Origin of the sequence: Streptomyces sp. NPDC087787 (assembly GCF_044743035.1) — a bacterium.
In the GTDB taxonomy this organism is placed as follows: domain Bacteria; phylum Actinomycetota; class Actinomycetes; order Streptomycetales; family Streptomycetaceae; genus Streptomyces.
This window is the reverse complement of record NZ_JBIUVQ010000017.1, coordinates 1-25,236: the sequence shown is the minus strand read 5'-3', so window position 1 is coordinate 25,236 and position 25,236 is coordinate 1. Positions and strand designations below refer to the sequence as shown.

The window sequence follows — 25,236 nt, the reverse complement described above, 5'->3', positions numbered from 1 at the left end:
TCACCCGCCGGTGGTGTCCGGCTCGCCGCCGCCCCGTGGCTCCGGCTTGGACCACGGCCATTTCAGCCGGCCGCCGCTCCTGCCCTCCGGGTCGAACTCGTACTTCCACCCCCTGGGCAGTCCCAGGCGTTTGCTGTGCCCGCGCGGTACCCGCCGGTAGACGAGCACGGTCGGCGGTCCGCCGGCGGCGTCCGGCACCGGGATGCGGTAGGTCTTCGGCGGGTTTCCGGTGGGCCCCACCAGCACGGGCAGCACCCGCCCGTCCATCGGGCCGCCCTCGAAGGGGGTGTTTTCGCTCTTCACGGCACCAGTGTCAGCCATCCGCCTGCGCCAGGGCGCGCCCCACCAGCTCGGCGGTCTGCGCGTCCCGGGCGGCGGTCACGGTCAGCACGGCCACGAACTGCTCGACCAGCCAGTCCCGCAGCTCCTCGGCGGGCGGCTGCTTGTCCTCGTCCAGCCAGATCAGGGAGGCGGCCTCCACGGCCGTGATCCACATCCGCACGGTCATGCGCAGCCGGGGGCCGGGGTCCGCGACCTCCAGATGGCTCAGGATCCGCTCGGCGGCGGCCCGGCGCACGCCGTCCACGATGGCCGTCGTCCGGGACGTCTCCACCACGCTGCCGCCCTGGAGCAGCGCCGTGAACCCGGCGTCGTGCTGGTCGACGAAGGCCAGGTAACGGTCCAGGGCACGGGCGAGTCGGGGCAGCGGCGGGCCCTCCTGCGGCTCGCCGAAGCAGTGCCGCAGCTCCTCGGCCGCGGACCGCAGAGCGGCCTCGTACAGCTGCTGCTTGCCGCCCGGGAAGTACCGGTACACCAGCGGCCGCGACACCCCCGCCGCCTCGGCCACGTCGTCCAGCGACACCTCCTCGGGCGCCCGGTGCGCGAAGAGCGACAGCGCCGCGTCGAGCAACTGGGCCCGCCGCTCCTCGACGCTGAGGCGACGGTACGCGGGACTGGACGCGGCAGGGCTCATGACCAGCAGCGTAATCGCCCGCCCCAGCCCCCACCCGGGTCCGCGCCTTTCAGGGCAGGAGGCCCGAGGCCTGCCAGAGGCGGCGGCCCGCTCCGCGCAGTACGCCGATGTCGTCCAGGAAATCCGTCAGACGCCTCGCTCCCGTCCGCATGACCTCCCGCCGGTGGCCGCTCGCCTTCACCTGGACCATCGCCTCCCGCTTGTCGAGGCCCACGTTCGTGTACACCTCGGGGTTGACGAAGGCGGTCGAGAAGACCCGGGCGAACTCGCCCGAGGTGATCCGGGTGAACTCCTGCGACCACCTCGGCGCCGTCACCATCTGCCGGCGCAACTCCTCGCGGGCGTACCGGACATGGCGGGCCTCCTCGACGACGTGGATGCGGGTGACGCCCCGGATGAGCGGCTGCACCCGCTCGTCCGGGAACGTCAGCCGCTGCATCCAGTCCAGGACCTCCTCGCCCAGCAGGGTCGCGGTGAAGGAGCCGGGGGTCGTGGAAATCGTCTTGAAGAGCCGGCCGAGGTTCTGGTGCGCCCGGCTCACCGGGTACCAGGGCGTGTCGCCGCGCGCTATCAGGCGGGCGAACATCTTCGAGTGCCGGCATTCGTCCTCGATCTCGGTCAGCGCGTACCGCACATGCGCGCTCGTGGCCGCCTTGTCGTAGATGTGCCGTACGAGGAGCTGCATGAGGATCAGCTCGAACCAGATGCCGAGGGAGGCGAGCGCCGCGGCCTCGTGCCGGGACAGCAGGATCCGCTGCTCCTCGCCCATCCGCTTCCACAGCGGCGTGCCGTACAGCGACACCAGCTCCGGCGGCCAGAACCACTTGCCCTCCTCGAAGGGCGCGTCCCAGTCCAGTTCCTTGTCGGGGTCGAAGGAGTGCCTGGCGGAAGAGGCGAGCAGCCGCTCGGCCACCTGCTCCCGGTCCTTGAGCAGGCCGAGCGCGTCGCGCAGGCCCGCGAGCGCGCCGTCTTCCGTCACGGTCGTCATGACTGTCCCACCTCGTCGTACGGGATGTGGCCGGCTCGGCTGGTTACCCGGCGGTCAGGTTCTCCGCCTCTTATGAGACTGCCTGTCAGCAAGCCCGTCAATCCCTCACGCACGACTTGTTGACTCGCCGTCTACATGTGAACCTGCGGAGTATGCCGACCTACGACCTGTACGCCAGGAACCCGGGTGACGCGCACTGGCAGGTCCCCGCGACCGGCGCGGCTCGCTTCAGCTGGGAGTACGACAACGGCCGCGACCGCCTCCTCGCCCTCTACCAGAAGGGCAAGGACAAGCAGTGGGACGGGCAGAAGCGGATCGACTGGGACCTGGAGGTGGACCCGTACGACCCGCTCGGCACCCCCGAGGAGGCGATGACCCTCTACGGCACCCCGTACTGGGCGAAGATGACCGACCGGGACAAGGGCGAGCTGCGCCGCCACTTCGCGGCCTGGCAGTTCAGCCAGTTCCTGCACGGCGAGCAGGGCGCGATGATCTGCGCCGCGCGGATCGTGGAGTCCGTGCCCGACCTGGACGCCAAGTTCTACTCCGCGACCCAGACCGTGGACGAGGCCCGGCACGCCGAGATCTACGGCCGTTTCCTGCACGAGAAGATCGGGATGCTCTACCCGATCAACGACAACCTCCAGTCCCTCCTCGGCGACACCCTCCGCGACAGCCGCTGGGACATGCCGTACCTGGGCATGCAGGTGCTGATCGAAGGCCTCGCCCTGGCGGCCTTCGGCATGATCCGCGACACCACGAACAAGCCCCTGCCCAAGCAGATCCTCGCCTACGTCATGCAGGACGAGGCCCGGCACGTGGCCTTCGGCCGCATGGCCCTGCGCGACCACTACCGGCAGCTCACCGACGCCGAACTGCGCGAACGCGAGGAATTCGTCATCGAGGGCTGCTACTTGATGCGCGACCGCCTGCGCGGCGTGGAGGTCCTGGAGAACTTCGGCATCCCCAGGGCGGAGGCCGACGAGCTCAGCGAGCGCTCCGAATTCCTGCAGCTCTTCCGCCAGTTGCTCTTCAGCCGCATCGTCCCCTGCGTCAAGGACATCGGCCTGTGGGGCAAACGCCTCCAGCAGGCCTACGTCGACATGGGCGTCCTCGAGATGGGCGACTCCAGCCTGGACCAGCTCATGGCCCAGGACGAGGAGATCGCCGAGAAGCTGGACGCGGAACGCTTCGCGGTCGAGGAGCGGGAGCGGGTCGCGGAGGTGGAGGAGGCGATCGAGGAGGGTCAGCGCCTCACCGGCTGATCGCCCGGCCCCCCGGGCACCCCGCCGGTCACCGGCACCGCACGCCGGGGCGGGAACGTCGCGCGCAGGGTGAACGCGTACTCGGACGGGCCGTGTTCACGGAGGTGGAGGAGCCGTTCCTCCGCCTCCGCCACCGTGGGACGGTGACCCGCCGGAACCCACCACAGCGCGGTGACCGCCTCCGTCGGCCGCTCGAAGAACTCCCGGCGGCGGGCGAGCATCTCCCGGTGCCTGCCCCGGTACATGTAGGCCGTCAGGGCCTTCGTGTCCCGCCACACCGACATGTTGACGATCAGCCACGCGTCACCGAAGACCGCCACGTCCGTCGCGTTGCCCGAGTCGCTCTTCAGCCGCCAGACGAAACCGTCCGCGGCCTCCGCGTCGGCGTTCACCGGGTCGAGCGCTTCCACGAAGTCCTTCAACCGCGGTGAGTCCAAAGGGGCGTTGAGGCGGGCGATGTTGACCTGGGCGAGTTCGTGCACCGATGCCGGAATCGTCATGCCCGAACGTTAGGACGGCCCAGGCCGCTCCCGGCACCCCCGTCTCACCCTGCGGGCGGCGCGTGCAGCACCTTCTCCATCACCGCCCTGGCGATCGGCGCCGCCGTACCGCCGCCGCTGATGTCGCCCCGCCGCGCGGACGCGTCCTCCACCACCACGGCGACCGCGACCCTCGGCGCCATGTCGTCGTCGTTCCGCGCCCAGGAGACGAACCAGGCGTACGGCGTACCGGCGTTGCCCAGGCCGTGCTGGGCGGTGCCCGTCTTGCCGCCCACCACGGCCCCGGGGATCGCCGCCTTCCCGCCGGTTCCCTCGGCGACCACGTCGGCCATCAGCTCCCGAAGCCGAGCCGCGGTCGTCGGACGCATCACCTGCCGAGCGGGCCGCGAGCCGGCCGCGGACACCGTGCCGCCGTTCCGGCGCGTGGTCCGCTCCACGAGGTACGGCGTCCGCACCTGCCCGCCGTTCGCGACCGCCGCCGCCACCATCGCCATCTGCAGCGGAGTGGCCCGCGTGTTGTACTGCCCGATCGACGACAGGGCGAGCTGCGCCCGGTCCACCCGGGTGTCGAAGGTACTCGGTGACACCGAGAAGGGAATCCTCACCCCCTTGTCGTTGAAGCCGAACCCCTCCGCGGCGGCCCGCATGCCCCGCACCCCCACGTCCACGCCCAGCTTCGCGAACACCGTGTTGCACGACCACTCGAACGCATGCCGCAGGGAGGCGTCCCGGCAGTCGTCGGCCTCGTTGTAGAGCCAGGTCGTCGTGCCCGGCAACTGGTACGGGTCGGGGGAGTCGGTCGGCTCGTCCAGGTCCCGCACCACGCCCGCGTCCAGCGCGGCCGCCGCGGTGACCACCTTGAACGTCGACCCCGGCGGATACGTCTGCCGCACCGCCCGGTTCAGCATCGGCTGCTCCGGGTCCTCGTTCAGCCGCGCCCACACCGCCGACACCGCCGGCCTGTTCCCGGACAGCAGCGAGGGATCGTACGACGGCGTGGACACCAGCGCCAGGATCCGTCCCGACGCCGGCTCGATCGCCGCGACCGCCCCCTTGCGGCCACCCAGCCCCTCGAACGCGGCCCGCTGGGCGGCCGGATCGATCGTCGTCACGACATTGCCGCCCGGGCTCCGCCCGCCCGCGAAGCCCCGCCACGGACCGAACCCCGCGAGCATCGGATCCGAGCCCGAAAGCACCCCGTCCTCGGAGTGCTCCAGGAACGTCGTCCCGAAGAGCTGCGAGGCGAAGCCGGTCACCGGCGCGTACAACGGACCGTCCGTGTAGGTCCGTTCGAAGCGAAGCTGCTCCCCGGTGTCCTTGGAGCCGGTGACCGGCCGGCCGCCGACCAGGATCTCGCCGCGCGGCTGCTGGTAACGGGCGATGGTGGGGCGGCGGTTGGCCGGATTGCCGCCGTAGGCCGGGCGCCGGAGCACCTGCAACCAGGCGACGTTCAGCAGGAGCGCCACCAGCAGGAGCACGCAGAAGGCCGCGGCGTGCCGGATGCACCGGGTCAACGGACGCCCTCCTTGCGGGTCATGGTGCCGGCGTCCCGTCGAACTCCCGGCGCGCCACATGGCTCACCCGGATCAGCAGCGCCACGATCGTCCAGTTGGTCACGACCGACGAGCCGCCCTGTGCCAGGAACGGCATCGCGAGACCGGTCAGCGGGATCAGGCCGGTCACCCCGCCCGCGATCACGAACACCTGGAGCGCCACGAGCGAGGCGAGCCCGATCGCGAGCAGCCGGCCGAAGGGGTCGCGCAGGGCGAGGCCCGCCCGGTAGCCGCGCTCGACGAGCAGCGCGTACAGCAGGAAGACCGCGGACAGCCCGGCCAGACCCAGTTCCTCCCCGGCGGTGGCCAGGATGAAGTCCGACTTGACGGCGAAGCCGACGAGGGTGGAGTGACCGAGGCCGAGGCCGGTGCCGGTCAACCCGCCCGCCGCGAACGAGAACAGCGACTGCGCCACCTGGCCGGGCCCCTCACCGGCCTCGATGGACGCGAACGGGTGCAGCCACTCCCCGAACCGGCTGCGCACGTGCGGTTCCAGCCGGCCGACGGCGACCGCACCGGCCCCCGCGAGGAGCAGTCCGACCGCGATCCAGCCGGTGCGGCCGGTGGCCACGTAGAGCATGACGACGAACAGCCCGAAGAACAGCAGCGAGGTACCGAGGTCGCGTTCCAGGACCAGGACGACGACGCTCAGCAGCCAGATGGTCACCACCGGCCCCAGCACCCGTCCGGTGGGCAGTTGCAGCCGCCACACCTGGCGGCCGCTGTACGCCAGTGCCCCGCGGTTGGCGGCCAGGTACGCGGCGAAGAACGCCGCGAGGAGCACCTTCGCGAACTCGCCCGGCTGGATGGAGAAGCCGCCCAGCCGGATCCAGATCCGGGCGCCGTTGACGGCGGGGAAGAGGATGGGCAGCGTGAGCAGGACGAGCGTGGTGGCGACACAGAGGTAGGCGTAGCGCTGCAGCCACCGGTGGTCGCGCAGCACGAGCACCACCAGGATGAACAGCCCCACGCCCAGCGTGGACCACACCAGTTGGGCGGGTGCGGCCTCGTCGCCCGGTGTCTCCAGGTCGAGCCGGTAGATCAGCACCAGGCCAAGACCGTTGAGCAGGACGGCGATGGGCAGCAGCAGCGGGTCGGCGTACGGCGCGCACAGGCGCACCGCGATGTGCGCGACCAGCGCGAGCACGCCAAGCCCGGCGCCGTAGCCGGCGGCGCCGGGCGGGACGGTGCCGTTCCTCGCCAGGCCGACGGCGCAGTAGCCGCACACCGGCAGCAGGACGGCGAGGACGATGAGGGAGAGTTCGACACCGCGGCGCCGGGGGAGGCGGACGTCGGGCGCGGACGGGGCGGCCGCTGCCACGGGGATTCCGGCCTGGGTCATGTCCGGAACCTACCCAAAAGGTGCGGCCTGTCCGCCCTCCGGGTCAGCACCAGCGTGGCGTGGGCCCGATGGTGGCGATGTACCGCGCCGAGCCCCACGCCCATACGCCGTCCGAGAGGAGGTACCAGACGCGGGTGCCGTCGACCGGCTGGCCCAGGGTCCTGCAGAAGATCCACACGAGCCGGCCCGGCCGGGCCGGCCGCAGCACCCGGCTGTCGAGGTCGGGGCGGGTGCGCAGGGCGAGCCCGCCGCGGGCCGTGACGACACCCCGGGTGAAGCGCGGGCGGTCGTGGTCGGGGGCGACGCTGTCCTGCCGGGCCGTGCTGTGCTCGGGCGTGGTGCCGTGCTCGGGTGTCGTGCCGTGTGCGGGTGTCGTGTTGTGCCGGGGGGTCGCTGCCTGGTGACCGCTCCGGCCGTCGTCGGCGATGGCGGGTGCCGCGGCTGCCGTGGAGAGGAGTGCGCCGGTGGCGGCCGCCACGGCCAGTCGGGTGAGGGGGGAGCGCAGGGACACGGAGTACCTCCACCTGAGGCGGCGAAGCCCATCGAGGCCGGACAGGGCTGACTAACCGCCACATTAGGAGCACCGCATTCCGGAGGCCCGTCACACTGGGCCATCGGGGCGCCGCCGTCTGAGGGGCCGTCATCCGGGTGCGGGCACGGTCCTTCCAGGGGCGTGGGCTCCTGAGGGGGCGGGCGGTTCCTGAGGGAGCGTCAGGGTGGCCACCGCCCCGCCGTCCTGCGCGTTGGCGAACTCCAGCCGTGCGCCCAGCACCTCCGCCTGCCCCAGGGCGATCGTCAGACCGAGCCCGTGCCCGGTCGCGCCGCCCTCCGTGCGGAAGCGCTGCGGCCCGTGCGCCACGAGGTACTCCGGATAGCCGTCGCCGTGGTCCCGCACGGTGACCACCGGTCCGTCGACGGTCAGCACCACCGGCGGCCGGCCGTGGCCGTGCGCGTTGGCGACCAGATTGCCCAGCACCCGCTCCAGCCGCCGCCGGTCGGTCTCCACATACACATCCCGTACGACCCTGACCTGCGTCTCCGCCCCGGACGCGGCCCCCGCCGCCCGCACCGCTCGCTCCGCCACCGAGCTCAGGTGCCCGGCGTCCAGGGCCGGCCGTTCCCTCCCGGTGTCGAGCCGGGAGATCTCCAGCAGGTCCTCGGTGAGCGTGCGCAGCGCGGCCACCCGGTCGCGCACCAGTTCGGTGGGGCGGCCCGGCGGCAGCAGCTCGGCCGCCGCGTGCAGCCCGGTCAGCGGGGTGCGCAGCTCGTGCGCCACATCCGCGGTGAACCGCTGCTCGGCCAGCAGCTTGCCCTGGAGCGACGCCGCCATGGAGTCCAGCGCCGCGGCGACCGCGGCCACCTCGTCGTGCGGACGTGACGCGTCCCGTGCCAGCGGATCGTGCACGCGCGCGTCCAGGTCACCCGCGCTGATCCGCCGGGCCACGCGCGCGGTGGCGTGCAGCCGCCGGGTCACCCGGGTCACCGCGAACGCGCCGACCAGCAGCGTCGCCCCGATCGCCAGCAACGACGACCACAGGATGGACTGGTCCAGCGCGTCGATGGTGCGGGCCTGCTGCGAGTAGTCCACCGCCACGGCCAGTGTCCGCCCCCGGTCCGCGGGCCCGGCCGCCCACATCGTGGGCCGCCCCTGGTGCACGTCGACCATCGTGCCGCGCTGACCGCTCGCCGCCAGCCGCCGCAGCCGCTCAGGCAGCCCCTCCGGGTCGACGCCCGCGCCCGGCAGCAGCGTGTCGCCGGACTCGAACGCGGTCGTGGCGTCCTTCAGCCGGGACAGGGCGAGGGCGCGCGCCTGGCCGACGGTCTGGTCGGTCACCGAGACGTGCACGAGGACGCCGAGCAGCGCGGCGAGCGCGCAGCACATCACCGTGATGAAGGCCGCGGCCTTCACCGCGAGCGCCCCGGCCCACCGGGGAAGCGCGACCCTCATCGCACGCTCGCGGAGGAGGAGACGGCCAGGGAGGAGGGAGCGGGGGAGGAGGGGGAGGGAACGTCGGCGGACGTGGGCGGGGACGAGGGGAGGGGCGCGTGGGTACGCGCGTGCGTGGGCCGGTGCCGCCCGGTGCGCAGGAACTCGTCGCGGGAGAACACCATCGCCCGCTGCTCCGGATCCCAGGACCACGTGGTGCGGTACTCGTACCCGGCGATCCCGGCCGGCGAGCGTATGATCACGGCCCGCCCGGCCAGCTCCACGCCGATCACCGCGTCGTCGTTGGCGAACACCTGCACCAGCCGGTGCCCCTCGAACGTGTAGACGCGCACCGCGGTCTGGTTGGTCGGGTACAGCCGGAAGCCCAGGGTCATGTCGTCATGCCCGTCCCCGGTCAGGTCCCGGTAGTACGGCCGCATGACGGGACACCGTGACGGATCCTTCGCCCCGCCGCACTCCGCCAGCCGGACGGCCGTGTCCTGGTACGGCGCCTTGGCGCTCGTGTAGGCGTCCGGATGCGCGGTCACCTCGGCCTGTACGACGGCGACCGGGTCGACCGCGTGGATGTCGTCGCCGGGAGCGGTGACGCCCTTGACCGTCTCGATCTGTATCTCGTCGTAGGGCCAGGCGGGGCTGGCCGCCGGACGCAGCGAGGGCCACAGGCGGGCCGGGCTGACCGCGGTCGGCGTGGGCCCCGCGCCGCGCAGTCCGCCCGCGTCGCCGCAGGCGGCCGTCGTCGCCGTGAGAAGGGTGACCAGGGCGGTGGCCAGGGCGGGGCGTCTGCGGAACACGTTTCTCCGGTGGCTGGAGGAGCGGGAGGAGAGGGAGCGGCGCGGGTGACAGCCTCGTACACCCTATTCGTTTCGTATGGAAGTCCCTTTTGCTCACCGGCTTTCGGTTCCGGCGTACGAGCTCGTGGGGAAGCGGCCTGTCCGGCGCCGGGCGCCCGGGCGAAACGGTTACTCGGCCAGCTCCTCCAGCAGCCGTGCCGTCGGCAGGCCCGTGCGCAGATAGTCGACGAACAGCTCGTTGTGGAGGGCCCAGGGGGAGCGGCGGGCGCGGATGAGACGGATCGCCTCGTCGGAGGAACGTCCCTGCCGGACCAGCGCGTGCGCGACCACCAGCCCTGAGCGGTTGTAGCCGGAGTAGCAGCGCACGAGGACCCGGCGGTCCTGGTCGAGGGCGTCGCAGGCGGCCCGGGCCAGCCGTATCACCCCCGCGAGCTGTGTTCCGTCCAGCGGCCCGTCGGGTATCGGCCACACATGGTGCTCGACACCCGGGTCGGGTCCGTGGCCCGGCAGCCTGAGCAGGGTCTGCACAAGATCGAACTCATCGCGCACGACGGCGAGCTCCAGCCGCCCGGATTGCGTCCTGAACTCGTGCCCGCCCATCCACAGGCCGGGCACGATCTCGCTCCACGGGCTGTCCGGAGCCGGTACGTCGGGCTGTTTCCCGCGGGTCCGCAACGGCGCCTCCCCACTCCCCTGCCAACCGCTCCTCAAAGGTAGCCGGGTTCTTGCCCCGGGAGCACCCCGCCTGTTCCCATGGTCGTGGGGGTGATGGTGCATGAGCGGACACCGCGGACTGCGCGTCATACCGACCTGGCGCCACGGACAGGAACGGCTCTACGTCTGCCGGCCCGACGGCAGGAACATCGCCTGGTACGACCGTGAGGCCGCCCGGGTCAGCCTCCTCAGCGAGGGCGAGCAGGAGGACGTGCTCCAGGCCCTGGGCCCCTTCCTCACCGGCCCGGTCGCGGTGGGCCCGCCCCCGGTTCCCACCCCCGCCGAACTCGCCCGCCTGAGCCTGCACCCGGACGACGACCTCGCCCCCAACCGCCCCGGCGAGGCACTGCTGATCGCCCTCGACCGCGAGCCCGCACCCGCCCACCGCCTGCGCCCGGACCCGCGCCGCCGCGCCCTGACCGCCGAGCAGACGGTGGGCGAGGCCCTGGACCACCTCGACGGCGCCGGCTGGCACGCCCTCCACTCCGTCCCGCTGCCCGGCGGCGACCGCATCCACCACCTGGTCATCGGCCCGGGCGGCCTCTTCGCCGTCCACGCCCTGTACGCCCGCAAGCAGCGCGTCCGCGTCGAGGACCCGATGGTCGCCCTCGGCCGCCACGACCCCGCGCCCCTCCTGCGCGACCTCCGCAGCCGGGCCGACCGGGCCTCCTACGCCCTGACGGCCGAGGTGCGCTCCGTCCTCGTCCTGACGGACCCGGCGGCCCTCCGCGTCACCGCGCCGCCCAGGGGCGTACGCGTCCTCGAACTCGCCGGCCTCGGGGACCTGACCCGCCTGGGTGGTCAGCTGAAACCGGCGGACGTGGAAGCACTGCACGCGATGGCGAGGGACCGCAGGACGTGGGGGCGGGTGTGAGAGGGCGGCTGGGCTGAGGGGCCGGTCGGGCTGAGGGGTCCGACCGGACGGCCGGGTCCGCCCGAGGGGGGCATGACCGGACGGCCGGGTTTCGCCCGAGCGGGTGTGACCGGACGGCCGGGTTCCGGACGGGCGGGTGTGACCGCACGGCCCCGATTCCCGCTCACGGCAGCGCGGCCGCGCGTGCGGGATCCAGCAGGGGCGCCAGCAGGTCGCCGTGGTCCCGCAGCCGGGGCACGATGTCCCGCGCCCGGAACTCCAGCCGCCCCGGCGCCCGGCACCCCGCCACCTCGTCCCATGTGACCGGCGCCGAGACCATCGGCTCCGGGCGTGCCCGCAGCGTGTAGGGCGCCGCCGTGGTCTTGCGCGCCGCGTTCTGACTCCAGTCGACGAACACCTTCCCCGGCCGCAGACTCCGCGTCATCCGGTGCAGCACCAGCTCGGGCATCGCGCGCTCCGCCTCCACGGCGAGCCCCTTCGCGTAGTCGGACGCCCGCGCGCTGGAAGTCTCCCGCACCGCGGCCAGCAGATGCAGCCCCTTCGATCCGGACGTCTTCGCGTACGCCTCGATCCCGTCCCCGGCCAGCCGCTCCCGCAGCCACAACGCCACCCGGCAGCAGTCCACCACGCTCGCCGGCGCCCCCGGATCCAGGTCGAACACCAGCCGGTCGGCCTCCGCGGGCGCCTCGACCACCCACTGCGGGGTGTGGAACTCGGTCACCAGGTTGGCCGCCCACATCAGGCTCGCCAGATCCTGCACCAGCACCATCCGCGCCGCCCCCGTCGACCTCGGCACCTCGGCCGTCGTCACCCACTCGGGCGTACCCGGCGGCACGTTCTTGGCGAAGAACACCTGCCCGTCCGGTCCGTCCGGGTAGCGCAGGAAGGACACCGGCCGGTCGCGCAGATGGGGCAGCAGCGCCTCGGCGGTCGTGGCGTAGTAGTGCAGCACCTCGCCCTTGGTGAACCCGCTCGCGGGATACAGCACCTTGTCCAGGTTGCTGAGCGCGAGCCGTCGCCCCTCCACCTCCGTGATCGGCGCCATACGATAAGAAAACCATGGAAGCTACGTGAACCAGGACAAACAGAGCAGTCAGAGAAGTCAGCGCAATCAGACCAAGCAGATCGTCCTGATCCGATCCGGAAGGTGCTCCCCGTGCGATCCATTTGGAACGGCGCCATCTCGTTCGGCCTGGTCAGCATCCCGATCAAGCTCGTGAACGCGACCGAGAGCCACGCCATCTCCTTCCGCCAGATCCACACCGAGGACGGCGGCCGCATCCGCTACCGCAAGGTGTGCGAACTGGAGGAGCGCGAGGTCACCCAGGCGGAGATCGGCAAGGCCTACGAGGACGCGGACGGCTCCATCGTCCCGATCACCGACGAGGACCTGGCCCACCTGCCGCTGCCCACCGCGAAGACCATCGACATCGTGGCCTTCGTCCCGGCCGACCGGATCGACCCGCTCCAGATGGAGCACGCGTACTACCTGGCGGCGAGCGGCGCTCCCGCCGCCAAGCCGTACACCCTGCTGCGCGAGGCCCTCAAGCGCAGCCGGAAGGTGGCGATCGCGAAGTTCGCCCTGCGCGGCCGCGAGCGTCTGGGCATGCTCCGTGTGGTGGACGACGTCATCGCCATGCACGGCCTGCTCTGGCCCGACGAGATCCGCGCCCCCCAGGGCGTGGCCCCGGACGTCGACGTCACCGTCCGCGACAAGGAACTGGACCTCGCCGACGCCCTCATGGACACCCTCGGCGAGGTCGACCTCCAGGATCTCCACGACGAGTACCGCGAGGCGCTGGAGGAGGTCATCGCCGCGAAGGCCGCCGGCGAGGCGCCCCCCGAGGCTCCCGAACCCGCCCCTGGCGGCAAGGTCCTCGACCTGATGGCCGCCCTGGAGAACAGTGTGCGGGCAGCGAAGCAGTCCAGGGGCGAGGAGGTGCGGGAGGAGACCGGGGAGCCGGCGGAGGAGGCCGAGGTCAGGCACCTCCCGCGCGGCAAGCGGGCGGGCGGCGCGGCCAAGAAGACCACCACGGGGAAGTCGGCTCCCGCGGCCAAGAAGACCGCGGCCAAGAAGACGGCCGCCGCGAAGAAGTCCACCTCCAAGGCGGCGCAGTCGTCGCGGTCCGCGAAGGAGACCGCATCGACCGCCAAGAGCACGACGAAGAAGACCCCGGCCAAGAAGACGGCCTCCCGCAAACGCACGGCGTGAGAACGGTCCCTCGTACGACTGGACCTATGCGGCCTTCTGCGAGGCGGCGGCGTCGGGGCGCAGATCGTCGAGGGTGAGGGCGTGGGCCGGCGGCTCGGGCAGGACGAGCCGGCCGGTGGTGTGCAGGCCGGAGTGGACATGGAGCAGTTCGCCCGCCTCCAGCAGCCGCCAGTCCGGGTTGTCGTCCATGCGCTCGCTGGCCACGACGACGGCCGGGTGTGCGGCCAGAGCCTCGGAGTGCACGCGCATCCGCCCGTTGCTGCCGCTGTGGTCGAGGTGCCGGGTGCCGTGCCGGCCGCCCGCCGCGCGCTGGAGGACGTACAGCTCGTGGGTGTCGGGGTACCGCAGCGCCCACAGTTGTCCGGGGGTGACGAGGACCAGGTTGAGGGCGTAGACGGGCAGATGCCGGGCGATCCAGCGTGCGGCCCGCGTGATGCCGGCGGTGACGTCGCCGCCGTGTTCGCGGGTCTCCCGGGTGACGAGGGCGAAGAACCGCTCCGAGTCGGTGTCGCCCCTGACCAGTGACCGGCCCTCGCCCAAGTGGTCGTCGAGCGCGTCGAGGCCCTCGATCACCCCGTTGTGCGCGAACAGCCGCCCTTCCTGCTCGAAGGGATGGGTGTTGCGCGCTTCCAGGCTGCCGGTCGAGGCGAACCGCACATGGGCGAGGAACGTGGTGGACTCCACCTGCCGTGCCTCCTCGGCGAACCCGCGGTCCCGGTAGGCGGCGATCGGCGCCTTGTCGACCCGCGGGGTGCCGTCCGCCGTGAAGTAACCGAGCCCGGTGCCGTCCGGATCGCGGTGACTCTGCCGGCTGAGACTGTCGGGGGCGTCCAGCAGCCAGAAGGTGGCGCGAGTGCGCCGCGGGGCGCTGCTGAGACCGAACAGACGGCACATCGGCTTCCTCCGCGGTGGTCGGCCGGCCCTCCCCGAGTTCCCCGCCCCCAGGTCGCGAACCGGGCCTTCCGTGAAGATCCGGACCGTTCGCTTACGCATCGCTCCGCGGGGACTGCAGTGAGCCATGTGCGGCACGTCACGCCGTGTCGCGTGTCAAGCGCCTGGGGCGAGGGTCTCCTCGTTCCCGGGTTGCGTTGTTTTTGGGGGCATTGTGCATGAAATGAGCAAGGGCTCGAATGTGACGCTGGCGGCCCTGAGCGAGAACGTCGGTTCGGTGATCGTCGGTCTGGGCTGGGGGAGTCCGACCGGCGAGGGCGACGCGGACGTGTCCGTCCTCCTGCTGGACGTGAACGGCAAGGTGCGCAGCGACTCCGACTCCTACCTTTGATCTTGCGCAGTGCTCCCCCGTTCACGGGGGAGGTGGAGCGCATCTCAATACTGCTCTGACCTCGGCTTTGGGTACGGTCCTGCGCTGTTGGCCTCAGTCAGGTCATGCGGGGCGCTGCTGGTTCTCGATGTACTGGCGTACGACGGTCAGTGGTGCCCCGCCGCAGCTTCCGGCGAAGTACGAGCCGGACCAGAAGTGGCCGCCCCACAGGTACCGGCGGACATGCGCGTCGTACTCCTTGCGCAGATATCGGGAGGAGACGCCCTTGAGGGAGTTGACCAGCCTGGAGGGCTGGACCTTGGGCGGGTAGTGCACCAGCAGGTGCACGTGGTCTTCTTCGCCGTTGAACTGCTTCAGCTCCGCCTCGAAGTCCCGGCAGACCTCGCGCATGATCTCCTCGCACCTGGTCAGCATTTCGTCCGTGAACGCCTTGCGCCGGTACTTGGTGACAAAGACCAAAGGGACATGCAGGTCGTAGACGACGTGACGGCCAGTGCGCACTCGGGATTTGGATTCCATCGTGGTGACATGGACCAAAAGCTATGGTGATCGCGTGAGTACGGAACGTGTGCAGGAGGAGAGGCAGGTCGGGCATCGTGCCCGGCTGGCGCTGGCCCCTGCGCAGATCCGGCTCGTGGACGACCAGGCGCACGCGGCCCGCACTCTGTGGAACTGTCTGCACGACTGGTGGACGATGCTCCCGAAGGAGAAGCGTTCCCTGGCTGCGGCCGATGCGGCGATCCGCCAGGCCCGCAAGGAGATCGACTGGCTCGGCGCGCTCCCCGCCCAGGCCGCGCAGGCGGTGCTGAAGACGTACTTCCAGGCGTGGAAGAACTGCTGGGGAAGGCGCGCCGACGCTCCGACCTTCAAGGCCCGCCTGCGCACGGTGATGTCGGTGGACATCCCGCAGGGCCGGGACCTGAACATCACCCGTGTGCACCGACGCTGGGGCATGGTCAACATCCCCAGGATCGGCCGCGTCCGCTTCCGCTGGACAAAGGATCTCCCGGCCGGAAAGAAGGCAGGCGCCGACAACCGGATCACCGGTGCCCGGCTGGTCAAGGACGCTCTCGGCTGGCACATCGCCTTCCGCGTCCAGACCCTCGAAGCCAGGCCAGAGCCACACACCGGCCCGGGCGTCGGCATCGACGCCGGGGTGAACCTGCCCCTGGCCCTGTCGGACGGCAACCACCAGGACCACGGACGCCCGCCCCGTCTTCCCGACGGGAAGGCCGACCGGGACAAATGGCTGGACCCGCAGGAGAAGGCCAAGCTGCTCGGCCTGGAACGACGCGCCGCCCAGCGCAAGCAGCACCGGGGACGCGGGGAGAAGACCTCCCGCCGTTTGCGGCACACCTACGACCAGATCAAGCAGCTCCGCGCAAAAGCCACGCGCCGCGCTGTCGACTGGCAGCACAAGACCACCACCAACATTGCCAAGCGGTACGGCATCGTCGTGGTCGAACAGCTCAACATCAAGAACATGGTCAAGTCCGCCAAGGGCACCATCGAGGAACCCGGCAGGAACGTCGCCCAGAAGTCCGGCCTGAACCGCTCCATCAGCCAAGAAGCATGGAGCCGCACCGTGACGATGCTGACATACAAGACCGCCCGCCACGGCGGCACCCTGCACAAGGTTCCCGCCCCCGGCACCTCCCTCCGCTGCTCCGCATGTGGCTTCACCACACCGGGCAGCCGGGAGGACCAGGCCACGTTCGTGTGCAAGAACCCCGACTGCGGATGGTCCGGCAACGCCGACTGGAACGCAGCCCGGAACATCTTGCACCTGTACCGGATGGGCCACGCGCTCATCCCGGCTGCCGGGAGGGCAGTCGTCAGGCGTCCCGGCGGCGTCAAGCCCGCCACCGCAAGGTAGGCAGGAATCTCCCTCGTTTACGAGGGAGAGCACTTCAATTCCCCGCCCAGCGCGTCGCCTGCACGCCGCTCGGCGACCGGCTGCGCGTCGCCGGGATGATGGAGTTCCGCAAGCCGGAGGCGCCCCTGGACGCCCGCCGCGTCCACGCCATGGCCGAGGCCGCCCGCCCGCTGCTGCGCGGCGCCGACCTGGACGCCCGCCGGGACGAGTGGGTCGGCTCCCGCCCGTGCACCACCGACGGCCTGCCCCTGATCGGCGCCACCCGCTCCCCCCGCGTCTTCGCCGCGGGTGGCCACGGCATGTGGGGCATCACCCTCGGCCCGGCCACCGGACGCCTCCTCGCCGAAACGATCGTCACCGGCGAACTCCCCGCACAGCTCGCCCCGTTCGACCCACTGCGCTGACCCTCCCTCGCCTCGGACGCCGACCGCCCGCCGTGGGCCTCATGGCGCGTACCCGTTCTCCTCCTCCCTCCTCCCTCCCTTCCTCCGCACGCCAGGCGCCGGGAATACTGGAAGTCCGCGGTGGCGCGGAGACGGATCCGCAGGGGGAGGGAGCGTGCCATGGGCAGGCCGGATCAGGGCCCGGCCGGCGACGGGCCGGTCGGTGCGGAGCAGATGATCGCGGAGGCGCGGAAGGCGTTCTTCACGATGTTCGCGTTCCTCGTGGCGATCTGGCTGGTGCAACTGGCCAACTACACGGGCGGTTACGCCCTCTCCCGGCAGTTCGGGGTGTCGTCCGGCGACTTCGGCACCCTGCCCGACATCCTCACCGCGCCTTTCCTGCACTGGAGTTGGGCGCACATCGAAAGCAACTCCGGCCCGCTGTTCGTCTTCGGCTTCCTCGCCGCCTACCGGGGCGTGGCCCGCTTCCTCGGACTGAGCCTGCTCGTCGCGGTGACCAGCGGACTGACCGTCTGGTTCTTCGAACGGGGCGGCGTGGAGACCGTGGGAGCCAGCGGCCTGATCTTCGGCTACTTCGGCTACGTCGTGGTCCGCGGCCTCTTCGACCGGCATCTGATCGACACGCTGATCGGCATCGTCATGGCGGCCTCCTTCGCCTACATGCTCACCGTCGCCGTGCCCGGGACACCGGGAGTGAGCTGGCTCGGACACCTCGGCGGCCTGATCGGCGGCCTGGCCGGCGCCTGGCTCTTCCGGGACCGCCGCCCACGACCCGCAGGGCCCGGCCGCCGCTCCGACGGCGGAACCGGGACGACGACCCGCGGCGACCTCCCGGTACAGGCCGACAACCCACGCGCCGACCTGCACAAGGAACTCGGCGACCTGGGCCTCCTCTGACCGGTTGCCGGGGCCGATGCGGCCGGGCGCGACGCTGCGGTCCCGGCGTCCACGGCGCGGCGGTGGCGGCCCGAGCCTGACGTGAGGTCGCTCAGGGCAGCTTCGCCAGGCCCCCGTTGATGGCGGCGAGCAGCGCATCACCCGGTGCGTCGCCGTGGCCGCCCGAGCGGTCCGCGGCCCAGCAGACGTAGCCGTCGGGACGGATGAGCAGGACGGCGGCGCCAAGGTCGTCGGGGCAGGTGGCGCGGACGAGGTCGACCCGCGGCGGGAGCGGGAGACCGGCCGGGACGGCCCCGGCCAGGTCCAGCACGACGGCGTGCCCGGACGCGAACAGCGCCGACAGCGGGGTGGGACCGGCCTCGGTGACCAGGTCGGGGTCCGGCACGCGCATCCCGGTGAGCGGATGATCGCCGGGCAGCGGATAGCGCAGCGAGAGGCCGGACATCAGTCCCGCGAGGTGGCGATTGGTGTCGGGCAGGCGCAGCAGGTCGATGAGGATGTCACGCAGGGCGGCAACGTCCTCGCTCGGGTTCGGGTCCGCCAGGACGCGCTGCGCCGACGTGTGGTGCAGGACCTGGGCTCCGACGGGATGCCGTTCGGTGTGGTAACTGTCCAGGAGGCCGCTAGGTGCCCGGCCCTGGACGGTCGCGGCGAGTTTCCAGCCGAGGTTGAACGCGTCCTGGATGCCGAGGTTGAGGCCCTGTCCGCCCAGCGGCGGGTGGATGTGCGCGGCGTCGCCCGCGAACAGGACGCGCCCCGACCGGTACTGCTCCAGTTGCCGGGTGGCGTCGCTGAACCGCGAGGAGCTCTCCACGGCGGCGAGGACGGTCTCCTGCCCGTACACGGCCCGGAGCGCGGCGGCGATCGCCTCGTGGGTGACGGGGGTGTCGCGGTCGGCGTCCGCGCCGGCGTCCGCCTGGCCCGCGCGGCCGAAGGTGAGCCCGTACCGGTCGCCGCCGAGCGGGACCAGCATGGCCCAGTAACCCCCCGCGTGACGGGTGAGGGCGCTCATGTGCCCGATCTGCCGCGGCACCAGCGACGACATGGCCGACAGGCGGATGTCGGCCAGCACCGCCTGGTGGGTGCCGGGCCTCCCGGGGAACGGCAGCCCCAGCAGTTTCCGCACCGTACTGTGCCCGCCGTCGCACGCCACCAGGTAGCGTGCCCGCACCCGCAGGCCGTCCGCAGTCACCACCACACCGTCGTCGCCCGGCTCGACCCCCGAGACGGCCGCCCCGCGCCGAACCCGCGCGCCGGCGGCGAGCGCGCGCTCCTCGAGTACCTCCTCGATCTCCCACTGGGGTACCGCGATCGGGAAGGGGTGCCTGGTCCGCCAGGGGGTGCAGTCCAGGGGAACGGGCAGGGCCGCGAAGTGCCCGCCGACCGGCTCACGGGACGCGGCCCGCCGCAGCAACGGCTCCAGCAGCCCGCGTGACTCCAGCAACTCGGCGGTACGGGGCTGGATCCCGCCGCCCTTGAGCTGCTCGACACGCTTGGGCAGCTTCTCCAGGACCAGGGTCCCGATCCCGGCCGCCGCCAGCTCGCAGGCCAGCATCAGCCCGGTCGGACCGGCGCCCACGACGGCGACCTCGGTCTCGATCTCGTCCATCACTCGTACTCCTCCACGCGCGCACTGCTCCCTTTTTTCCCTCGGGTTAAATGTATACCAGGTGCAGAAATAACCCTGGGGCAGTGGCGGCTATGATGGCGTCGTGGACGGCAGGCCAGGACTACGCGAACGAAAGAAGCAGCGGACCCGCGCGGCGATCTCCGACGCGGCGATCGCGCTGTTCCTCGAACACGGCTTCAACCAGGTCTCGGTGGCTCAGGTGGCCGAGGCGGCCGAGGTGTCGAAGCGCACGCTCTTCGCCTACTTCCCCACCAAGGAAGACCTCGTGGTGCATCGCCTCGCCGACCACGAGACCGAAGCCGCCCGCGTCGTACGGGCCCGCCCACCCGGCACCGCCCCCCTGACCGCACTGCGCGAGCACTTCCTCGATGGGCTGCACGAACGCGACCCGATCACCGGGCTCAACGACCATCCCCAGGTCCTGCGCCTCACCCGGATGATCCTGGACGCGCCCTCGCTGGTGTCCCGGATGGATCAGTTCCACACCGGTGCCGAACGAGCACTGGCCCAGGCACTCCAGGAGACGGCGGACACCCCCGAACTCACCGCGCGGCTGGCCGCCACCCAGATCGTCGCCGTCCAGGGGCTGCTGGCCCAGGACAACGCGGCACGCCTGGCCCACGGAGAACCCGCCGACGCACGCCACGCGGGAGCGGTGGCGGACGCGGAATTGGCGTTCACGCTGCTGGAGAGCGGACTACGGCAACTGCGGGGCGACTGACCCCGCGGCTACCGGTCCGGCGGCAGTAGACACTTCACAGCGGGTGACGACCGGTGGCGTCGCGTTGTCACCTGCCCCGTGGGCGCCTGCACGGTTCCGGCTACCGTCCATGGACCACCCCGACTAGGGTCGGAACTACGGCACCGCGTGCCGGACATCGGCTTGGTGGGGCACGGAGGCGCCGACGAGGTGCCGCAGGGAGGCACACCATGAACGTGGAGCTGAACCACACCATCGTCCACGCCCGGAACAAGCAGGAGTCCGCCGAGTTCCTCGCGGACATCCTGGGCCTGGAGGTCGGCGCACCCTTCGGCCCGTTCATTCCCGTGGCCACCGGCAACGGCGTCACCCTCGACTACATGGCCGACCCCGAAGGGCCGATCGCCGTCCAGCACTACGCCTTCCTCGTCTCGGACGAGGACTTCGACGAGGCGTTCGACCGGATCCAGCAGGCCCACGTGACGTACTACGCCGACCCGCACATGGAGCAGCCCGGCCACATCAACCACCGCGACGGCGGCCGCGGACTGTACTTCCAGGACCCGGTGGGCCACGCGATGGAGATCCTCACCCGCCCGTACGGCAGCGGCAAGGAAGCGACGGAGTCCGGCTGAACCCGCCGGCGGGCGGCGGCGGCCGGTCGGCGCTGAACCCGGGCGTGAAGTGCCGGTGAAGCCGTCGCAGTCGCTGTTGCCGGCGTCCACCTTGCAGGGGCAGGCTCAGCCGGCCATTGTGCGGCACGCGCCGCTCCCCCGGCGCGGGCCGGCCGCCGCAGACGCGTACCGAATCCGGCTACGGGCCTGTCAGACCGCGAAACGGTCGGGATCCGCGGCCTTCCAGTCCACGGCCCAGGACTCGGGCGGCTCGATCAACAACTGGCCGGGGGTCAGCCAGTCGTAGAGCTCGGCGTAGGAGCGGACGGTGACCGGGTCCACGCGCCGACGCAGCATGCTCGGGCGCAGTTCCGCGGGTTCACTCACACCCAGCGAGGCGATGATCTGCAGCGCGCTGTTCACCGTGGCGGACTGGAAGCGGTGGACCCGGGCCGACTTGTCGTCGACGTCCAACGCGCGGGCACGGCGCGGGTCCTGTGTGGCGACGCCGGCGGGGCAGGTGTTGGTGTGGCAGCTCTGCGCCTGGATGCATCCGATCGCGAACATCATGGCGCGTGCCGCGTTGGTGAAGTCGGCTCCTTGCAGCATGCGCTTGACGATGTCGGCTCCGGTGGCCACCTTGCCGCTGGCACCGATCTTGATCCGGTCCCGCAGGCCGACACCGACCAGGGCGTTGTGGACGGTGATCAGTCCCTCGGTTAGCGGACTGCCCAGATGGTCGGCGAACTCCAGCGGCGCGGCTCCGGTGCCGCCCTCCGCTCCGTCGACGATGATGAAGTCCGGCGCCGTGCCCTCTTCGAGCATGGCCTTGCACACCGCCAGGAACTCCCGCCGGGAGCCCACACACAGCTTGAAGCCGACCGGCTTGCCACCGGACAGCTCCCGCATCTCGGCGATGAACCGGATCAGCTCCCGGGGCGTGTCGAAGACCTGGTGGTAGGGAGGCGAGATGACGGTCCGACCCTCGGGAACCTCACGTACCCGGGCGATCTCGGCAGTGACCTTCTCTCCCGGCAGCACCCCTCCGATACCGGGCTTGGCTCCCTGAGACAGCTTCAGGGACACGCATTTCACGTTGTCGCGAGCGGCCTTCTCGGCGAACCGCGCGCGATCGAAACCGCCGTCCGCGGTACGGCAGCCGAAATACGCGGTGCCGATCTCCCACACCAGGTCGCCACCGTGGCGCAGGTGGTACTCCGACATGCCGCCCTCGCCGGTGTCGTGAGCGAATCCTCCCAGGGCGGCCCCCTGGTTCAGGGCGAGGATGGCATTGGCGGACAGCGAACCGAAGCTCATGGCGGAGACGTTGAGCAAGGCCATGTCGTAGGGCTGGGTGCAGTCCGGGCCGCCGATACGGACCCGGGGCTGCTCCGCCGGCACGGGGCGCGGCCTCATCGACGATTCGAAGTACTCGTAGCCCTCGGCGTAGACGTTCCGCTCGGTGCCGAACGCGATCTCCGCCTCAGTCCCCTTGGCGCGCTGGTAGACGAGGCTGCGCACATCACGGTCGTAGGGACGGCCATCGGTATTACGCTCAATGAAATACTGCTGCAACTCCGGCCGTATCGACTCCAGCATGAAGCGGATGTGTCCCAGCACCGGGTAATTACGGAGAACGGAATGACGCTTCTGAAGCAGGTCATAAGTGCCGACCCCGGCAATCCCCGCGCACAGCATGGCGACCAGCCACAACCAGGGTGACACGGTCAACGCCGAGACGCCGAAGGAAATGGCGAGAGCCCCAATGAATACGATCACTGCAATTCTGATCATGCGGGGAACGTACAGGCCTCCCCGTGCGGAGCACAATGTTCCAGGGATGAGACATCAGACGCACGCCGTCCGGTACCGCTGATGCCGTCCGGTGCCGCTGCCGACCCTCACCATTGACTGGGCGTCAGCTGCGGCGATGCCCCCGGTGCTCGGCGTCTCCACTGCTCACGAGGTCTCCTGGCAAGACCGTTGACCAAATGGTCGATTGGACAGCCAGGGCCGGGCCGAGGATGGTGGAAACGGAGGGATGTCCACACTCCCCCGACCTCTGCGAATGACCCCTGCGAACCACCATCATCAGGGAGTCCGCCATGACAGCCATCGACCTGGAAGCAGTCGCTGCCGCCGCCGCGCCCGACGTACTCGGAAGCTACCTGGCCGAGTCGGTCCGGCCGACTGGAGAGCACACGCCGGGCTCAGCACCTTCCGTCCGCACGACGGAGCACGAGGGGCACCGGATCACGGTCACCACCACCTACGACATCGTCGTGGACGGGACACCGGTGACGGTCCCACTGCACGTGGCCGACAGCGGCATGCTGTACAGCCCCGGCCTGCCCTATCACCAGTTCACCTCGGCGCTGGACGCCGTTCGGGCACTGATGTCCACCTATCCCGACCACTTCGGAAGGGGCACCTGAGATGGCCTTGGTCCGGAGGAACATCCTGCACGACGAGAACTCGCTGAAGAAATATATCGCGGGCGTCGATCTGCTCAAGAAGGAGAAGACCGGGCGTACCACCAACAGCTTCGGCATCCCCGGCCCGGAAAACCCGGTGCACACGTACGACCTGTTTGTGATCTGGCATATTCAGGCCGGAACTTACCCGATTCCGAAGAACGGCGACCCGTTGCTTCGCAACTACGCCCACCGAGGGCCGGTCTTTCTTCCGTGGCACCGATTGATGCTCATCCTCGTGGAGCGCAACATTCAGCGGATCCTCGGAGACGACAGCTTCGCGCTGCCGTACTGGGACTGGTCGGTCGACGGCGACGACGGCTCGCCGACCGATGCTCCGATCTGGACGTCCGACTACATGGGCGGGCAGGGGAACCCCGTCTCCGACGGACCGTTCGGCTTCTTCCCGAACGGCCCGAGCAACTTCACCGTCCGTCTCGAAAGCGGCCCCGACGGACGGCCGGCACAGGCCGGGAACGGCCAGGGGCGCGGTCTGATCCGGGAGTTCGCCCGCTCCTGGCCGGAAGGCTGGGAGACCCTGCCGACCAGCGCGGACGTGAAAGCGGCCCTCGACTACGCACCGGACCTTCCCAACCCCAAGCCGGAAGACCGTTACGACGTCGTCGACTTCAGCGTCAACTCGGACGGCTTCCGCGGTCGTCTCGAAGGCTGGCAGCCGGCGACGCGGCCCTGGACGCACAATCAGGTCCACATGTGGACGGGGGGAGACATGCTGCCCCTCAGCTCCCCCAACGACCCGGTGTTCTTCCTGCACCACTGCAACGTGGACCGGACCTGGGAGAGCTGGATGCGACGTTACGGCCGGATCTACACCCCTGACATGACAGCCCCGGCCACATACGCGGGTGAACGGATCGGCGACACCCTCGCCCTCCCCGCGAACTACGCCTTCACACCGGGAAACATGCTGGACCAGAGCAGCTGGTGCACCTACGACCAACTGCCGTGAACTCAGCAGCGAGTCCGGCATCCGAGGCCCCTGACATTGCGTCCAGGGGCCTCGTTGTTGCTTTCTATGCCTCACCTCATCGGATAACCGATCTCCGCCAGGTCCTCCTTGAGGTCTGTCAGGCCGATCTCCGAGTTCAACGCGCGGACCAGTTCCTCGGTCAGAGGACGCGAAGCGAAGACGTGACGAACGGCCTCCAGGTCGACCGGAACCTCGTAGTAGTCCTCGGCCCACCGCCGGAACGCCTCCGGCGACCGATCCACCAACAGGTGGAAGAGGTGCCCAGCGCCGTCCGGATCTTCCGGCGCCGCGTCGGGAAAGTCGATCGTCCCCGCTCGCCAGCCACCATCGCCCGTCTCCCGCCACATACACGCAGTCACGACAGGCAACCCGTCCTCATCCGAGAACGCCGGCTCCTCGACGCACGCCCTGAAGACGTCAGGAACCTCGTCGAGCACTCCGGGCCACGGCCCGCCCTCCGCATAGGGGCTCATGGGCGATTCGTGATCGAAGCCCCGGACGTAGGCGCCGGCGGGCGAGAAGACGATCGAGTACTCGTCACCCGAACCATTCCGCATCGAGGCCATCGACTCCTGCTCGGACCAGTGGTCGTCGAAGGAGTAGCAGCGGTCCTCCCACTCAGGGCTGAGGACCGCCTCCAGGACGGCCAGGGAGCGGCAGTGCTCACGGAGGACTGCGATCTCGGGCAGTTGCCGAGCAACATCATGAACGGTCACCCGCTCATCCAAGCGCACGTGCCTGACACGAACACGAAGACCCCGCACACAGCGCTTCCGCTGGTGACGGGGTCTTTGGACACCCGCGAACCCTGAGAGACAGCGAGAGAGGGCGACAGCTGGGCCTGATGATCGAGGGCGCGGGCGCCACCCGAGGGCGGGCCGTGATCATGACCGGGCGGCGCCGGTTGGGGAACTCTCGTCTGGTGCAGGAGTTCTGTGACCGGTCCCGGGTTCCGTACGTGGTCTTCCAGGCGACCCGGGGCCGCAATGCCGTGGCCGAGCGGGCGGATTTCACCGGGGCACTCGCCCAGTCCGCCCTACCGGGGGCAGAGCTGGTGGCCGGGCTGCAGGCCGCGGACTGGAACCAGGCGCTGCGCTCAATGGCCGTCGCTGTGATGGCGTCCCTTGTCGTGGTGTAGCCGATCAAGGTTAGGGAGTGCGCCGGGGGCGTGCGCCAATGTGGCTTTCGCTCCCTGCCCGCAGGGTGGG

The 25,236-nt window shown here is 70.8% G+C and carries 27 protein-coding genes and 1 pseudogene; 12 read left to right on the top strand and 16 right to left on the bottom strand.

Annotated features, from left to right (window positions below; genetic code table 11):
• From ACIOWN_RS25520 to ACIOWN_RS25510, 3 genes are read right to left on the bottom strand one after another with little or no spacing between them, the layout of a single operon-like run.
• A complete protein-coding gene (locus ACIOWN_RS25520; RefSeq protein ID WP_199836572.1) occupies positions 1-321 on the bottom strand; it encodes a hypothetical protein in 321 nt (106 codons plus the stop codon).
• A complete protein-coding gene (locus ACIOWN_RS25515) occupies positions 314-973 on the bottom strand; it encodes a helix-turn-helix domain-containing protein (RefSeq protein ID WP_362353168.1) in 660 nt (219 codons plus the stop codon). Before ACIOWN_RS25515 ends, ACIOWN_RS25520 begins: the two co-directional genes overlap by 8 nt.
• A 49-nt stretch (positions 974-1,022) precedes the next feature.
• Positions 1,023-1,961, bottom strand: coding sequence for a diiron oxygenase (locus tag ACIOWN_RS25510; protein ID WP_362353167.1), 939 nt, complete (start codon positions 1,959-1,961; stop codon positions 1,023-1,025).
• 152 nt (positions 1,962-2,113) lie between these two features.
• Between ACIOWN_RS25510 and ACIOWN_RS25505 the strand changes: the two genes are divergently transcribed.
• Positions 2,114-3,226, top strand: a complete 1,113-nt coding sequence (locus ACIOWN_RS25505) for a ferritin-like domain-containing protein (RefSeq protein ID WP_362353166.1) — start codon at positions 2,114-2,116, stop codon at positions 3,224-3,226.
• Here the strand turns inward: ACIOWN_RS25505 and ACIOWN_RS25500 are convergent.
• The 7 genes from ACIOWN_RS25500 to ACIOWN_RS25470 all read right to left on the bottom strand — a co-directional run bounded on the left by ACIOWN_RS25500 (position 3,208) and on the right by ACIOWN_RS25470 (position 10,035).
• On the bottom strand, positions 3,208-3,726 hold the full coding sequence (locus tag ACIOWN_RS25500; RefSeq protein WP_401983409.1) for a DUF3291 domain-containing protein: 519 nt from the start codon (positions 3,724-3,726) through the stop codon (positions 3,208-3,210). The two genes, ACIOWN_RS25505 and ACIOWN_RS25500, sit on opposite strands and share 19 nt — an antisense overlap.
• Positions 3,727-3,770: 44 nt before the next feature.
• A complete protein-coding gene (locus ACIOWN_RS25495; RefSeq protein ID WP_401983408.1) occupies positions 3,771-5,240 on the bottom strand; it encodes a penicillin-binding transpeptidase domain-containing protein in 1,470 nt (489 codons plus the stop codon).
• Between the two features lie 19 nt (positions 5,241-5,259).
• The gene (locus ACIOWN_RS25490) at positions 5,260-6,621 is read right to left on the bottom strand and encodes an FtsW/RodA/SpoVE family cell cycle protein (RefSeq protein ID WP_401983407.1); all 1,362 of its coding nucleotides are present in this window, start codon (positions 6,619-6,621) and stop codon (positions 5,260-5,262) included.
• 43 nt (positions 6,622-6,664) lie between these two features.
• A complete protein-coding gene (locus tag ACIOWN_RS25485) occupies positions 6,665-7,132 on the bottom strand; it encodes an SH3 domain-containing protein (RefSeq protein ID WP_401983406.1) in 468 nt (155 codons plus the stop codon).
• Positions 7,133-7,261: 129 nt separating this feature from the next.
• A complete protein-coding gene (locus tag ACIOWN_RS25480; RefSeq protein WP_401983405.1) occupies positions 7,262-8,569 on the bottom strand; it encodes an ATP-binding protein in 1,308 nt (435 codons plus the stop codon).
• A complete protein-coding gene (locus ACIOWN_RS25475) occupies positions 8,566-9,360 on the bottom strand; it encodes a hypothetical protein (protein WP_362353154.1) in 795 nt (264 codons plus the stop codon). Before ACIOWN_RS25475 ends, ACIOWN_RS25480 begins: the two co-directional genes overlap by 4 nt.
• Positions 9,361-9,528: 168 nt before the next feature.
• Complete coding sequence (locus tag ACIOWN_RS25470) at positions 9,529-10,035, bottom strand: protein phosphatase (protein WP_401983404.1); 507 nt, start codon at positions 10,033-10,035, stop codon at positions 9,529-9,531.
• Between the two features lie 100 nt (positions 10,036-10,135).
• On the opposite strand from ACIOWN_RS25470, the gene ACIOWN_RS25465 reads away from it, so the two are divergent.
• Positions 10,136-10,948, top strand: coding sequence for a nuclease-related domain-containing protein (locus tag ACIOWN_RS25465; RefSeq protein ID WP_362353150.1), 813 nt, complete (start codon positions 10,136-10,138; stop codon positions 10,946-10,948).
• A gap of 163 nt (positions 10,949-11,111) precedes the next feature.
• Here ACIOWN_RS25465 and ligD read toward each other — a convergent pair whose 3' ends face one another.
• Entirely contained in the window at positions 11,112-11,993 is an 882-nt protein-coding gene (ligD, locus tag ACIOWN_RS25460; RefSeq protein WP_362353148.1) for a non-homologous end-joining DNA ligase, read from the bottom strand.
• Between the two features lie 111 nt (positions 11,994-12,104).
• On the opposite strand from ligD, the gene ACIOWN_RS25455 reads away from it, so the two are divergent.
• Positions 12,105-13,160: a Ku protein gene (locus ACIOWN_RS25455; protein WP_362353146.1), complete on the top strand. Its 1,056-nt coding sequence runs from the start codon at positions 12,105-12,107 to the stop codon at positions 13,158-13,160.
• Between the two features lie 24 nt (positions 13,161-13,184).
• Here the strand turns inward: ACIOWN_RS25455 and ACIOWN_RS25450 are convergent, their stop codons facing one another.
• Positions 13,185-14,054 carry a class II glutamine amidotransferase gene (locus ACIOWN_RS25450; RefSeq protein ID WP_401983403.1) on the bottom strand — a complete coding sequence of 290 codons (870 nt, stop codon included), beginning with the start codon at positions 14,052-14,054 and terminating at the stop codon, positions 13,185-13,187.
• Positions 14,055-14,274: 220 nt separating this feature from the next.
• On the opposite strand from ACIOWN_RS25450, the pseudogene ACIOWN_RS25445 reads away from it, so the two are divergent.
• Positions 14,275-14,436, top strand: a pseudogene (locus ACIOWN_RS25445) (TerD family protein); the annotation flags it as partial.
• A gap of 108 nt (positions 14,437-14,544) precedes the next feature.
• On the opposite strand, the gene tnpA reads toward ACIOWN_RS25445, so the two are convergent.
• Positions 14,545-14,961 carry an IS200/IS605 family transposase gene (gene tnpA, locus ACIOWN_RS25440; protein WP_362353142.1) on the bottom strand — a complete coding sequence of 139 codons (417 nt, stop codon included), beginning with the start codon at positions 14,959-14,961 and terminating at the stop codon, positions 14,545-14,547.
• Positions 14,962-14,995: 34 nt separating this feature from the next.
• Between tnpA and ACIOWN_RS25435 the strand changes: the two genes are divergently transcribed.
• From ACIOWN_RS25435 to ACIOWN_RS25425, 3 genes are all read left to right on the top strand, one after another.
• A complete protein-coding gene (locus ACIOWN_RS25435; protein ID WP_401983402.1) occupies positions 14,996-16,318 on the top strand; it encodes an RNA-guided endonuclease InsQ/TnpB family protein in 1,323 nt (440 codons plus the stop codon).
• On the top strand, positions 16,201-16,722 hold the full coding sequence (locus ACIOWN_RS25430) for an NAD(P)/FAD-dependent oxidoreductase (protein WP_401983468.1): 522 nt from the start codon (positions 16,201-16,203) through the stop codon (positions 16,720-16,722). The genes ACIOWN_RS25435 and ACIOWN_RS25430 overlap by 118 nt, the downstream gene beginning before the upstream one ends.
• Before the next feature lie 159 nt (positions 16,723-16,881).
• Positions 16,882-17,619, top strand: coding sequence for a rhomboid family intramembrane serine protease (locus ACIOWN_RS25425; protein WP_362353138.1), 738 nt, complete (start codon positions 16,882-16,884; stop codon positions 17,617-17,619).
• Positions 17,620-17,710: 91 nt separating this feature from the next.
• On the opposite strand, the gene ACIOWN_RS25420 is transcribed toward ACIOWN_RS25425, so the two are convergent.
• Positions 17,711-19,228 carry an FAD-dependent oxidoreductase gene (locus ACIOWN_RS25420; RefSeq protein ID WP_401983401.1) on the bottom strand — a complete coding sequence of 506 codons (1,518 nt, stop codon included), beginning with the start codon at positions 19,226-19,228 and terminating at the stop codon, positions 17,711-17,713.
• Positions 19,229-19,331: 103 nt separating this feature from the next.
• Here ACIOWN_RS25420 and ACIOWN_RS25415 point away from each other — a divergent pair, with 103 nt between their 5' ends.
• Complete coding sequence (locus ACIOWN_RS25415) at positions 19,332-19,970, top strand: TetR/AcrR family transcriptional regulator (RefSeq protein ID WP_401983400.1); 639 nt, start codon at positions 19,332-19,334, stop codon at positions 19,968-19,970.
• A gap of 209 nt (positions 19,971-20,179) precedes the next feature.
• On the top strand, positions 20,180-20,584 hold the full coding sequence (locus tag ACIOWN_RS25410) for a VOC family protein (protein ID WP_401983399.1): 405 nt from the start codon (positions 20,180-20,182) through the stop codon (positions 20,582-20,584).
• A 189-nt stretch (positions 20,585-20,773) separates the two neighbouring features.
• Here ACIOWN_RS25410 and ACIOWN_RS25405 read toward each other — a convergent pair whose 3' ends face one another.
• A complete protein-coding gene (locus ACIOWN_RS25405) occupies positions 20,774-22,357 on the bottom strand; it encodes an FMN-binding glutamate synthase family protein (protein ID WP_362353130.1) in 1,584 nt (527 codons plus the stop codon).
• A gap of 311 nt (positions 22,358-22,668) precedes the next feature.
• Here ACIOWN_RS25405 and ACIOWN_RS25400 point away from each other — a divergent pair, with 311 nt between their 5' ends.
• Together ACIOWN_RS25400 and ACIOWN_RS25395 are read left to right on the top strand one after the other, a co-directional pair.
• Positions 22,669-22,998 carry a hypothetical protein gene (locus tag ACIOWN_RS25400; protein WP_401983398.1) on the top strand — a complete coding sequence of 110 codons (330 nt, stop codon included), beginning with the start codon at positions 22,669-22,671 and terminating at the stop codon, positions 22,996-22,998.
• A gap of 1 nt (position 22,999) precedes the next feature.
• Positions 23,000-24,007, top strand: coding sequence for a tyrosinase family protein (locus ACIOWN_RS25395; protein WP_401983397.1), 1,008 nt, complete (start codon positions 23,000-23,002; stop codon positions 24,005-24,007).
• A gap of 71 nt (positions 24,008-24,078) precedes the next feature.
• On the opposite strand, the gene ACIOWN_RS25390 is transcribed toward ACIOWN_RS25395, so the two are convergent.
• Complete coding sequence (locus ACIOWN_RS25390; RefSeq protein WP_362353124.1) at positions 24,079-24,744, bottom strand: hypothetical protein; 666 nt, start codon at positions 24,742-24,744, stop codon at positions 24,079-24,081.
• A 206-nt stretch (positions 24,745-24,950) separates the two neighbouring features.
• On the opposite strand from ACIOWN_RS25390, the gene ACIOWN_RS25385 reads away from it, so the two are divergent.
• Positions 24,951-25,166, top strand: a complete 216-nt coding sequence (locus ACIOWN_RS25385; protein WP_401983396.1) for a hypothetical protein — start codon at positions 24,951-24,953, stop codon at positions 25,164-25,166.
• Positions 25,167-25,236: the final 70 nt, after the last annotated feature.